The organism is Streptomyces sp. NPDC002779 (assembly GCF_042888685.1).
Lineage (GTDB): Bacteria > Actinomycetota > Actinomycetes > Streptomycetales > Streptomycetaceae > Streptomyces.
On record NZ_JBIAQC010000004.1, the window covers coordinates 270,001 to 281,473 of the forward strand.

Genomic DNA, 11,473 nt, shown 5'->3' on the forward strand with positions numbered 1-11,473 from the left:
CGGCCCGGCCGGTGGTCCGTACACGCTGCCCTTTCTCGGTACCGGTACCGGACGCCGCTGCCCTTGCGTGGCCACTCGCACCGGACGTCGCCTCCCTTGCGTGGCCACCGGCAGCGGACCCCGCCGCCCTTCCGCGGCCACCCGCTCCGGCCCCCGGTCCCCTCCGCGCCGCTTCATCCGTTCTCACCGGCCCTGCCTACCCGGCCCCCCGCCCCGGAACCCCCACCGCCTTCTCCCTGGGCACCCGCACAAGCCCTGACCGCCCCGGTTGGGACCGCGCAGCGAGCACGCCGGAAGACCTGTTCCGCGCGCCCGCGCCCGTGCTGTCGTGAGCTCCCCTTCCCCGAAAGCCCCGTGCCCGTTCCGGCACGGATCCGAGGAGCCGTGATGCCCGAAGCACCACCGGACGAGGAGCCGGCCCTGCACGTCGAAGCACTCGACGTGACCTACGGCCGTGCCCTGTCCGCCCTTCGTTCCGTGTCGCTGACCGTCCCGCACGGCGGCGTCGTCGCCCTGCTCGGCGCCAACGGCGCGGGCAAGACGACCCTGTTGCGGGCGGTGTCGGGCACCCTGCGCCTGCACCGCGGCGCGGTCACCGCCGGCCGCATCCGCTACGGCGCCACGGAACTCGACGGCCGCGACCCGGTCGCCGCGGTGCGCGCCGGCGTCGTACAGGTCCCGGAGGGCAGGCGGGTGTTCGCCGGGCTCACGGTCGACGAGAACCTCCGCACCGGCGGCCTCGGCCTCGGCCGCCGCAGCCCCGCCCTGGTGCGCGAGTCCCGGGACCGGGTGTTCACCCTGTTCCCGCGGCTCGCCGAACGCACCCAGCAGGCCGCCGGGCTTCTCTCCGGCGGCGAGCAGCAGATGCTCGCCATCGGCCGCGCTCTCATGGCCGCCCCGCGCCTGCTCCTGCTCGACGAGCCGTCCCTGGGTCTCGCCCCGCAGATGGTGGCCCGGATCGCGGACGTGGTGAAGGAGATCAACACCCAGGGCACCGCCGTGCTCCTGGTCGAACAGAACGCCGGTATGGCCCTCTCCCTCGCGGACAGCGCCTACGTCCTGGAGGTCGGCGAGATCCGGCTGTCCGGGCCGGCCGACGAACTCGCCCGCACCGACGCCGTACGCCGTCTGTACCTGGGCGAGACCGCCGACGGTCAGGGGGCCGCGTGAACGACCGCACCACCGCACCGCCCGTGCTCGCCGTACGGGACGTCACCGTCCGGTTCGCCGGACTCACCGCCCTGGACGACGTGTCCTTCACGGTCGCCCCGGGAACCGTGCACGCCATCATCGGGCCCAACGGCGCCGGCAAGTCCACCTGCTTCAACGTGCTCTCGGGCCTGTACCGCCCCGCCTCCGGCACCGTCAGCCTCGGCGACACCGAACTGACCCGCCTCGCCCCGCACCGCATCGCCGCCCTGGGCGTGGCCCGCACCTTCCAGAACATCGTCACCACCGAAGGCACCGTCGCCGACAACCTGATGCTCGGCCGGCACATCCTGTCCCGCGCGGGCTTCACCGCCAGCGCGCTGCGCCTGCCCAGTGCCGTGCGCGAACAGCGCGAGCACCTGGCCAAGGCCCGTGAGATCGCCGAACTCACCGGCCTCGGACCGCACTTCGACTCCTCGGTCGCGCTGCTGTCCTACGGCGACCGCAAACGCGTGGAGTTCGCCCGCGCCCTCTGTCTGGAGCCCAGTGTGCTGCTGCTCGACGAGCCCGTGGCCGGCATGAACGCCGCCGAACGGGCCCGTACCGCCGAGACGATCCGCGCCGTGCGCGCCGAACTCGGCCTGTCCGTGGTGCTCGTGGAGCACGACATGGGGCTGGTGATGCGGCTCGCCGACGAGGTCACCGTCCTCGACTTCGGCCGCGTCATCGCCCACGGCACCCCCGACGAGGTCCGCCGTGACCCCGAGGTGCTGCGCGCCTACCTCGGCACCGAGGCCACCGAGGCCACCGAGTCCACCGGGGAGGACGCGGCATGACCGGCTTCCTCGACAACGTCCTCAACGGCCTCGCCCTGGGCTCCGTCTACGCCCTGGTCGCGCTCGGCTTCGTCATCATCTTCAAGGCCTCCGGCGTCATCAACTTCGCCCACGGCTCCCTGCTCCTGCTCGGCGGCTACCTCACCGCCGTACTCCACGACGACCTCGGCTTCGCCGGCGCCCTCGCGGTCGCCGTGCTGGTCACGGCGGGCGTGGCCGGGCTCATGGACCGGTTCCTGCTGCAGGCGGGCGGGCAGGACGCACACACGGCCCATGTGCAGACGATCGTGACCATCGGCGTCGACATCGTCATCCTCACCGACCTGTCCCGCCGCATCGGCGGCGACCTGCTCTCCCTCGGCGACCCCTGGGGTGACTCGGTCAGCGGCCTCGGCCCCATCACGGTGGCCGACAGCAGGCTCGCCGCGATCGTGGTGTCCAGCGTCGTCATCGGCGGCGTCTTCGCGCTCTTCCGGTACACCAACTGGGGCCTGGCGCTGCGGGCTTCGGCGGAGGACATGGAGGCGGCGGCGCTGATGGGCGTACGGCTGGTGCGGATGCGCACCCTCGCCTGGTGTCTGGCGGGCGGACTCGCCGCGCTGGCCGCGGTGTTCCTCGCCGCGTTCCCGGCCCCCGGCCTGGAGCGCACGACCGGACAGATCGCCCTGAAGGCCTTCCCGGCCGCCATCCTCGGCGGTATGGCCTCACCGCCCGGCGCCCTCGCCGGCAGCATGCTGATCGGCCTGACCGAGGCGCTGGTCGCCGGTTACCAGTCCGATCTGCACGTCCTCGGCGAAGGGTTCGGCGATGTCGCGCCGTACGCCGTGATGGTCCTCGTCCTTCTGGTGCGGCCCAACGGGCTGTTCGGCGCGAAGGGAGCGGCCCGTGTCTGAACTGCTGCGCCGCTACCGCGTCTGGACCGTCCTGCTGGTCGTCCTGCTGTGTGTGCTGCCCTTCTACCTGGACGCCTTCTGGCTGCGCATCGGCCTGTTCTCCATGGCCGCCGCCGTCGGCGCCGTGGGCCTCGGGCTGCTGGCCGGCACCGCGGGCCAGCTCTCCCTCGGCCACGCCTTCTTCCTCGCCGTCGGCGCCTACGGCTACGTCTGGCTGGCCGGCGAGCCTGGTCCCGGGCTGCCGCCCGCAGTCGCCGTCGTCCTCGCGGTGCTGCTCGCCGGAGCCGCGGGCGGTCTGTTCAGCCCCGTGGCGGGCCGGGTGCGCGGCATCTACCTGGGCGTGGCCACCCTCGCCCTGGTCTTCCTCGGCCACCATGTGCTGCTCACCGCGGACTCGGTCACCGGCGGCTTCAACGGCCGCTCGGTGCCCCCGCTGGAGATCGGCGGCTTCTCCTTCACCGGCTCCGACCCCGACCTGACGGTGATGGGCATCCCGTTCGGCGCCGAGGAACGGCTGTGGTACCTGGGGCTCGCGCTGTTCACGCTCACCTGGTTCACCGCCCGCGGCCTGCGCCTGGGGCGCCCCGGCCGGGCCCTGGTGGCGCTGCGCGACAGCGAGACCGCGGCCGCGGTGATGGGCGTGCACGTCGCCCGCTACCGCTCGGCGGCCTTCGTGGTCTCGTCCATGTACGCGGGCCTGGCCGGGGTGATGCTCGCCCTCGCCTTCCGCCGCGTGGTCCCGGACTACTTCTCGCTGGCCCTGTCGGTCGACTACCTCGCGATGATCGTCATCGGCGGGCTCGGCTCGGTGGCCGGAGCCACCGCGGGCGCCGTCTTCGTCACCGCGCTGCCCCTGCTGATGACCCGCTACGCCGACCAGTTGCCCCTCGTGGCGGCCCCCGGCACCACCGACGGAGCGGTCGGCCCCACCGAGGCGGCCCGCTACCTCTACGGAGCGGCGATCGTCGTGATCCTGCTCTTCGCCCCCGACGGCCTGCACGGCCTGGTCCGGCGCACCCGCGCCCGGATCCAGCGCCGGCGGGCCGCACCCAAGGACGCGCACCCCGCGACCGAGACCCCTTCATCCGCCTCAGCTGTACGAGCCAAGGAGCCGACACCGTGAATCACCCCAAGCACCGCACCAGGACGGTTCTGGCCGCCGCCGCGACGGCCCTGCTCCTCGCGGGCACCGGCTGTAGCTCCAAGGGGGACGGCGACACCGCCGCGGACGGCGCCGACGGCGTCAAGGCCGGGCCCGGAGTCACCGACAAGACCATCAAGCTGGGCGCCCTGACCGACCTGACCGGCCCGTACGCCACCCTCGGCAAGAGCATCGTGCAGGCCCAGCAGATGTGGGCCGACGAGACCAACGCCAAGGGCGGCATCTGCGGCCGCAAGGTCGAGATTGTCGTCAAGGACCACGGCTACGACGTGCAGAAGGCGGTCACCGCCTACGCCGACATAGCCCCGGACGTGGTGGCGATGCCCCAGGTCATCGGATCCCCGGTGGTCTCGGCGCTGATCGACGACATCGAGCAGGACGAGGTGCTCACCTTCCCGCAGGCCTGGGCGGCGTCCCTGCTCGGCAAGGACTCCGTGCAGGTCCTGGGCACCACGTACGACATCGACATGATCGCCGCCGTCGACTTCCTCACCCGCACCAAGGGCCTGGCCAAGGGCGACACCATCGGCCACGTCTACTTCGAGGGCGACTACGGCGCGAACGCCCTGGAAGGCTCGGAATGGGCCGCGAAGAAGGCCGGGTTGAACGTCGTCGGCCAGAAGATCAAGGCCACCGACACGGACCTGTCCGCGCAGGTCTCGGCGCTGCGCAAGGAGGGCGTGAAGGCGATCCTGATCAGCGCCGGACCGGCTCAGACCGCCTCGCTGGTCGGCGTCGCCGCCTCCCGCGGGCTGAAGGTCCCCGTCGTCAGCAGCGCCCCGGGCTACGCCCCGCAGCTGATGAAGACGCCCGCCGCGGCCGCCCTGGAGGCCATGCTGAACGTGGTGAGCGCGGCCCCGGCCGTCAGCGCGGACATACCCGGCGTGAAGAAGATGGTCGCCTCCTACCAGAAGAAGTACCCGGGCGCGCTCGTCGACTCCGGTGTGCTCTCCGGCTACAACGCCGCCCAACTCATGGGCATGGACCTGAAGAAGGCCTGTGAGGGCGGCAGCCTGGCCCGGGCGGACGTGGTCGCCGCGCACCGCGCGCAGAAGAACGCCGACGCCGGTCTCGGTACCGCGCAGGACTTCTCCGACGTGACGAAGCCCGCGAGCCGTTCCGCGTATGTGCTCAAGCCCGACGCGAAGGCGGTCGGCGCGATGGTGATCGCCGAGGAGGCCAAGGAGGTGCCCGGAGCGGAGGAGTACCTGTCCTCGAAGGGTTCCTGACCCTCCGTCAGCAGCCCTCGGCCCGCGGTGCAGCACCGGCACCGCGGGCCGAGGTGCGTGCCGGCCCGTTCAGGCGCACCATCGAGATCGGGGGTTGCCGACTCCGGTGAGGCGGCCGAGGGTGGTCAGGGAGGCGTCGACCGGCCCAGGGATGGGGAGAAAGCGCTTGCGCAGACGATCATCCCGCACCCTGGGAAGGAACACCGCCCGTGGCCTCGCCGCTGGAAAAACCGCTCGACCACCGCTACCGGGGCGAACACCCCGTCCGTACCCTCGCCTACCTGCTCCGCACCGACCGCCGCCGACTCGGCGCAGCGGTCGGCGTGTTCACCGTCAAGCACAGCCCCATCTGGCTGCTGCCGCTGGTCACCGCGGAGATCATCGACACCGTCGTCGAGCACCACCCGGTCAGCCGCCTCTGGCTGAGCACCGGCCTGATCATGTTCATCCTGCTGGTCAACTACCCCCTGCACGTGCTCTACGTCCGCCTGCTCTACGGCAGCGTCCGCCGCATGGGCACCGCCCTGCGCTCCGCGCTGTGCACGCGGATGCAGCAGTTGTCCATCGGCTACCACTCCCGGGTCAGCGCGGGCGTGCTCCAGGCCAAGGTCGTCCGGGACGTGGAGACGGTCGAGCAGATGGTGCAGCAGACCGCCGAGTTGGGGCTCGGGGCGACCACCGTGCTCGTCGGCGGTCTCGTCATCATCGGCATCCGCACACCCGAGTTCCTGCCGGTCTTCCTGGTCGTGGTGCCCGCCGCCGCACTCGTCGTCGCCCGCCTGCGGTCCCGGCTGCGCACCCACAACGAGCACTTCCGCCACGAGGTCGAGACGCTCTCCTCACGGGTGACCGAGATGACCCGGCTGATCCCGGTCACCCGTGCCCACGGCCTGGAGGGCAAGGCCCTGCGCCGCATGGACGGCACCCTGCACCGGCTGCTCACCTCCGGGATGCGGCTGGACCTGGTCAACGGCCGGTTCGGCTCGCTGTCCTGGGTGGTCCTCAACGTCGTCGGCGTCCTGGTCCTGGCCGGCGCGGCCCTGGTCTCGTACTACAGCGTCTGGGGCGTCACCCCCGGCGACGTCGTCATGCTCAGCGCCTTCCTGACCACCCTCACCAACTCCACGACCACACTCGCCGGTCTCGCCCCCGTCATCACCAAGGGCCTCGAATCCGTCCGCTCCGTCGGCGAGGTGCTCCAGGCGCCCGAGCTGGAGGACAACGAGGGCAAGAAGGAAGTCACCGCCCTGCGCGGCGCCGTCACCTTCGAGCAGGTCGGCCTCGCCTACGACGACGACGGCCGGGCCGCGGTCCGCGACGTCACGCTGTCGGTCGCGCCGGGCGAGACCGTCGCGCTGGTCGGTGCGTCCGGCGCGGGCAAGTCGACCGTGCTCAACCTGGTCATCGGCTTCATCCGCCCGACCGCCGGCCGCATCCTCCTCGACGGCACCGACATGAACACCCTGGACCTGCGCACCTACCGGCGCTTCGTGTCGGTCGTCCCGCAGGAGTCGATCCTGTTCGACGGCACGGTCCGCGAGAACGTCGCCTACGGCATGGACGACGCCGACGAGGAGAGTGTGCGCGCGGCCCTGCGGGACGCCAACGCGCTGGAGTTCGTCGACCGTCTCCCGCAGGGCCTGGACACGCTGGTGGGGGAGCGGGGGGCCCGGCTCTCCGGCGGGCAGCGGCAGCGCCTGGCCATCGCCCGCGCCCTGATCCGGGACCCCAGGGTGCTGATCCTGGACGAGGCGACCTCAGCGCTGGACACCCGCTCGGAGGCCCTGGTGCAGCAGGCGCTCGCCCGGCTGATGCGCGGTCGCACCACCTTCGTGGTGGCGCACCGGCTGTCCACCGTGCGCGGCGCCGACCGGATCGTGGTGATGGCCGACGGGCGTATCGAGGAGATCGGCACGCACGAGGAGCTGCTGCACCGGGGCGGCGCCTACGCGGCGCTGCACAGCGGGCAGGTGGCCTGAGGGGCCGTATCGGCCCGCTAGCAGGGGAGGTCAGGCCGCGCTGCTGCGGGGGACGCGGTGCGGGCAGGTCCGGTCGTGGTCGCTGCCGAGGCTGGTCCACCAGCGTTCGCAGCAGGCGCCGTCGAGCTCGGCGCGCACGATGTGCTCGGCGGCGTCCTCGTCCGGCCCGGTGAACGGGTCGGACACCGCCCGTCGGGCCCACTGGGCCAGCGCCCGGTGCTGGTCGCCGATCACGCTCTCGCGCACCACCCCGATGAGCGGGACGATGCTGGCGGCCGCGAACAGGCAGGCGGCCCACATCGGCCCGTACTCGTATTCGAGGACCGCGGTCCAGGCGAGCCCGGAACTGGTGGCGATGTAGAGGGCGGCGAGGAGCCGGCTTGTGCAGTTCATGCGCGTACACCGTCCGTGGTGAAGGGGGATGCCCCCTGTCCAACGGCCCGCGGCGCCGGACGACTCGGGTGATTTTCCGCCCGGCCCCCTCGAACTGACGTCAGGTACCCGCCCCCACACGGGTCGACTTGGAGTGGAAGGCGGCGCGATAGGCGTACGGGGTGGTGCCGACGACCTTGCGGAAGCGCTCGCGGAACGCGGTGGGCGAGCCGAAACCGGCCTGCTGTGCGATGCGCTCGACGGAGTGGTCGCTGTTCTCCAGCAGGTACTGGGCCCGCCGTACCCGGGCCCGGAGCAGCCACTGCAGCGGTGTGGTGCCCATCTGCTCCCGGAAGCGGCGGCTGAAGGTGCGCTCACTCATCCCCGAGCGGGACGCCATCGCCGCCAGGGTGATCTCCTCGGAGAGATGGTCCTCGATCCATTCCAGCAGCGGCTCCAGGGTCGAGCCCCGGGGGACGGGCGGGTGCTCGTGCACGATGAACTGGGCCTGTCCGCCTTCCCGTTCGAGCGGCATCACGGACATCCGGGCCGCGTTGGCGGCGACGGCCGAGCCGTGGTCCCGGCGGATCATGTGCAGGCACATGTCCAGGGCGGCGGCTGCCCCGGCGGAGGTGAGGATCTGGCCGTTGTCGACGTACAGCACGTCCGGCTCGACCCGCACCCGCGGATAGCCTCGGGCCAGCAGGTCGGTGGCCACCCAGTGGGTGGTGGCGCGCAGTCCGTCCAGCAGTCCGGCCTCCGCGAGCACGAACGCGCCCACGCAGACCGACGCGATGCGGGTGCCGTCCTCGGCCGCCCGGCGCAGCGCGGCGATGACCCGGTCGGAGGGCGCGGGGGCTCCTTCGGCGCGGCCCGGCACGATGATGGTGTCCGCGTCCGCCAGGGCTTCCAGGCCCCGGTCCACCCGGAGGGCGAAGCCGCAGTCGGCGCGCACCTCCGGGGTCTCGGCGCACAGGCGGACCCGGTAGGCGGGGCGGCCGTCGGGCAGCCGCGTCCAGTCGAAGACCTGTAGGGGCGCCGCCATGTCGAACGGCACCACGTCGTCGAGAACCAGGATCGCCACCGTGTGCATGACGGCCACCCTAGGCGGATTCCCGCCGGGAGCACGAGCCCAGGTCAGCGGGGTGCCGTAGGCGAAGGCGCAGGACGGAGGTGTTGGCGGGAATCCGTTGGAAGCTGTCATTTCCGCCTCTGTGCGATCACTCGGGCGTCTCCTAGCGTGGCCGGGTACCCCCGCACCCCCGTGGACCGGAGACGGACGCCCCCTGATGACGAAGTTCCTGCTCGCCCTGCACGTCCTGGCCGCGATCGTGGCCATCGGCCCGGTCACCGTCGCGGCCAGCATGTTCCCGCCCGCCGCGCGCACCGCCCAGGAGGGCAGACTGAACACCGTCCGGCTGCTGCACCGGATCTGCCGGGTCTACTCCGGTGTCGGCCTGACCGTTCCCCTGTTCGGATTCGCCACCGCCGCCGCCATGGGTGTCCTCGGCGACGCATGGCTGATCACCTCCATCACCCTGACGGCGGTGGCCGCCGGCATCCTCGTCGCGTTCGTCCTCCCCCGTCAGGATGAAATCCTCGAGCAGCTCGCCGCGGACCAGGCCGTGGAGCGGTCCGGAACGGCCCGACTGGCCATGTTCACCGGCGTCTTCAACCTGCTGTGGGCGACCGTCACCGTCCTGATGATCGTGCGTCCGGGCTCCACGACAGGCGCCTGACCGTCGTCAAGCCCGATCCCGGAATTAGCACCCCCGTGTGCCCGGGCGCCTACACTCGGCGGTCGTGCTCATGTGGATGGGCCACGACACGAAAGGCGCGTTGACGGGTGTTCCAGGATTCCCCCATTTACGACCGACTGATCTCGGAGCGCGGCGACGTTCCCCTACAGGTGCGTCGGGAGGCCGAACGCGTCAGCAGGGAACTGGAGTTCGTCATGCAGCCGCTGAACTCCTTCGGTGCCCCGCCGGTGGAACGGCAGCCCCACCCGGGCGCCGGCTGGCAGCGCTCCGCCCTGCCGCCCGGGCAGCTCTGACTCAACAGGCCGCGGAGTTGACGGCGTTGAGCCGCGCGGGCCGGGGCGGAAGGGGCCGGGACAGCCACTCGGCGATGGTCCGCGCGATCGGCTGGCCCGTGTCCACCTCGACGAACCCGAACTGGCCGGACTGGTTGCACTCCAGGAACCACCAGGTCCCGTCGCCGTCCTCGACGAAGTCGAAGGCGCCGTAGGCCAGGCCGGCGTCCCGCAGATAGGCCCGCACGCTCTCGGCGACGCGCGGCGGCACCTCGGCCGGCTCCCAGGGGGCCGTGGACGAGGAGAACCGGACGTCCACCTCGTCCGGGTGCGCGTCGGCCCCCACCGGCTTACGGGCCACCAGCAGCCGCTCGCCCACGGCGGTCAGCCGGATGTCGGCCCGCTTGGCGACGCGCCGCTGGAGCAGGGTCGGGCCGAAGGCGACGGCGGAGAAGTCGGCGTCCGGGGGGACCCGGCTGGTCGGCACCGCCCGGGGCGGGTCCTGCGGATGGGCACCGGAGACCGGCTTGACGACCAGGTCCGGATAGCGGTCGGCGAACTCCCGGGCGGCCTGCGGGAAGGTCGTGATGAGCGTGGCCGGCACCGGCAGCCCGCAGCTCTGGGCCAGCCGCAGCTGCCAGGGCTTGTGCCGGGCCCGGTGGGCCGCGTCGGGGTCGTTCATCCACCGGGCTGCGCTGGAGCGGAGCATGCCGTACAGCGCCTGCGCGGACTCCTCCGTCAGCCACGGCGACGGGCGTGCGGCACGGGACGCCGGGACCCCCGGCCTGCGCACCCACACCGAGCGCAGCCCGTCGAGGCTCACCAGCCGTCCACCGGACGACAGATGGCCACGAAAGGCACCGTGCACGTACTCCCCGGACAGCGCGGCTCCACCGGTCAGGTCGGCGGGGTCGAGCCGGACCACCGGCACCGCGCAGGCGTTGAGGTGCACCACCACCATGTCGGCGGTGACGTCCTCTTCGGTGGTGAGAATCAACACGGTCATCGTGGCGGGTTCCGCGTTCAGTCGTCGAAGTGCGTCTTCGAACCCGCCGTGGACGTCGTCGTCCCCAGCTCCTTGAGCAGAGCGTGGTCGCTGGCGGCGATCCGCCCGTCCAGGAGAACGTTCAACTGCAGTCCGGAGTCGTAGGCATAGACAGCGTTGACCTCCACATCCGCTGCCGGACGTGCGTAGTTGAGCGCGAACGGTTGCATCGTCTCTCCCTCGCCGGTGCTGCTTCGATCAAGCGAGCCACCCACCCTGGGACGTCGCCTGGTCCGCCGACTTCCTTCGGCTTCCACCCACTTATACGAATCGAACGGGTGATTGGTTTCCTTACTCTGCGTCACCATCGCCGGGGCGAGTCCCCGACGGCCGCTCCCGGCGGGCCCGTTGGGCGCCGCCAGGTTCAGGCGGCATCACCGCGCCGACCGGCCCCCGAGGGCTCGGAAAGGGCCTCGGGACCACGCCGGTCGACGGACCCGCGCATGGCGCGCAGGGCCAGCAGAAGTACGCCGATGTCGTCCAGGTACACCGGATCGGGCAGGAGATCGGCCGGCAGGACGAAGTACGCCAGGGCGCCCCAGAACGCCCAGCGCGGCCCGGTCGGCAGGCCCGCGCGCCGCAGCCGGCGCCGGGTCCGCACCAGCCGGACCAGCACCGTTACGGCCACGGCCAGCAGGACGGCCGCGAGGATCGCGGCGACGAAGAGCACCGTTGTGGTCGAGTCCACCGACTCCTCCTCACCTCTCGGGCGTGCGCCGGGCAGCTCGGGCGCCCGCGTCTCCTGACGGATTCCCCCCTCCGGCGCGGCTATGGCC

General features: G+C 72.1%; 13 protein-coding genes. 8 read left to right on the forward strand and 5 right to left on the reverse strand.

Annotation, left to right across the window (positions count from 1 at the left end; all coding sequences use genetic code 11):
* The first annotated feature begins 387 nt into the window (after positions 1-387).
* The 6 genes from ACFYW5_RS13980 to ACFYW5_RS14005 all read left to right on the forward strand — a co-directional run bounded on the left by ACFYW5_RS13980 (position 388) and on the right by ACFYW5_RS14005 (position 7,248).
* Positions 388-1,170, forward strand: a complete 783-nt coding sequence (locus ACFYW5_RS13980) for an ABC transporter ATP-binding protein (protein ID WP_389417200.1) — start codon at positions 388-390, stop codon at positions 1,168-1,170.
* Positions 1,167-1,985: an ABC transporter ATP-binding protein gene (locus ACFYW5_RS13985; RefSeq protein ID WP_389417201.1), complete on the forward strand. Its 819-nt coding sequence runs from the start codon at positions 1,167-1,169 to the stop codon at positions 1,983-1,985. Before ACFYW5_RS13980 ends, ACFYW5_RS13985 begins: the two co-directional genes overlap by 4 nt.
* Complete coding sequence (locus tag ACFYW5_RS13990) at positions 1,982-2,878, forward strand: branched-chain amino acid ABC transporter permease (protein ID WP_389417202.1); 897 nt, start codon at positions 1,982-1,984, stop codon at positions 2,876-2,878. The genes ACFYW5_RS13985 and ACFYW5_RS13990 overlap by 4 nt, the downstream gene beginning before the upstream one ends.
* A complete protein-coding gene (locus ACFYW5_RS13995) occupies positions 2,871-4,001 on the forward strand; it encodes a branched-chain amino acid ABC transporter permease (RefSeq protein ID WP_389417203.1) in 1,131 nt (376 codons plus the stop codon). Before ACFYW5_RS13990 ends, ACFYW5_RS13995 begins: the two co-directional genes overlap by 8 nt.
* Complete coding sequence (locus ACFYW5_RS14000; protein WP_389417204.1) at positions 3,998-5,269, forward strand: ABC transporter substrate-binding protein; 1,272 nt, start codon at positions 3,998-4,000, stop codon at positions 5,267-5,269. The genes ACFYW5_RS13995 and ACFYW5_RS14000 overlap by 4 nt, the downstream gene beginning before the upstream one ends.
* A 209-nt stretch (positions 5,270-5,478) precedes the next feature.
* The gene (locus ACFYW5_RS14005) at positions 5,479-7,248 is read left to right on the forward strand and encodes an ABC transporter ATP-binding protein (protein ID WP_389417205.1); all 1,770 of its coding nucleotides are present in this window, start codon (positions 5,479-5,481) and stop codon (positions 7,246-7,248) included.
* Positions 7,249-7,278: 30 nt separating this feature from the next.
* On the opposite strand, the gene ACFYW5_RS14010 is transcribed toward ACFYW5_RS14005, so the two are convergent.
* Both ACFYW5_RS14010 and ACFYW5_RS14015 read right to left on the reverse strand, forming a co-directional pair.
* The gene (locus ACFYW5_RS14010) at positions 7,279-7,641 is read right to left on the reverse strand and encodes a hypothetical protein (RefSeq protein ID WP_389417206.1); all 363 of its coding nucleotides are present in this window, start codon (positions 7,639-7,641) and stop codon (positions 7,279-7,281) included.
* 100 nt (positions 7,642-7,741) lie between these two features.
* Entirely contained in the window at positions 7,742-8,713 is a 972-nt protein-coding gene (locus tag ACFYW5_RS14015) for a GlxA family transcriptional regulator (protein WP_389417207.1), read from the reverse strand.
* A gap of 196 nt (positions 8,714-8,909) precedes the next feature.
* Here ACFYW5_RS14015 and ACFYW5_RS14020 point away from each other — a divergent pair, with 196 nt between their 5' ends.
* Entirely contained in the window at positions 8,910-9,359 is a 450-nt protein-coding gene (locus ACFYW5_RS14020) for a hypothetical protein (protein ID WP_389417208.1), read from the forward strand.
* A gap of 107 nt (positions 9,360-9,466) precedes the next feature.
* Positions 9,467-9,673, forward strand: coding sequence for a hypothetical protein (locus tag ACFYW5_RS14025; protein ID WP_389417209.1), 207 nt, complete (start codon positions 9,467-9,469; stop codon positions 9,671-9,673).
* Position 9,674: 1 nt separating this feature from the next.
* Here the strand turns inward: ACFYW5_RS14025 and tgmB are convergent, their stop codons facing one another.
* The 3 genes from tgmB to ACFYW5_RS14040 form a co-directional block, all read right to left on the reverse strand.
* Positions 9,675-10,658, reverse strand: a complete 984-nt coding sequence (gene tgmB / locus ACFYW5_RS14030; protein WP_389417210.1) for an ATP-grasp ribosomal peptide maturase — start codon at positions 10,656-10,658, stop codon at positions 9,675-9,677.
* Between the two features lie 17 nt (positions 10,659-10,675).
* Complete coding sequence (gene tgmA / locus ACFYW5_RS14035; protein ID WP_389417211.1) at positions 10,676-10,867, reverse strand: putative ATP-grasp-modified RiPP; 192 nt, start codon at positions 10,865-10,867, stop codon at positions 10,676-10,678.
* Between the two features lie 194 nt (positions 10,868-11,061).
* Entirely contained in the window at positions 11,062-11,385 is a 324-nt protein-coding gene (locus tag ACFYW5_RS14040; RefSeq protein ID WP_389417212.1) for a YkvA family protein, read from the reverse strand.
* Positions 11,386-11,473: the final 88 nt, after the last annotated feature.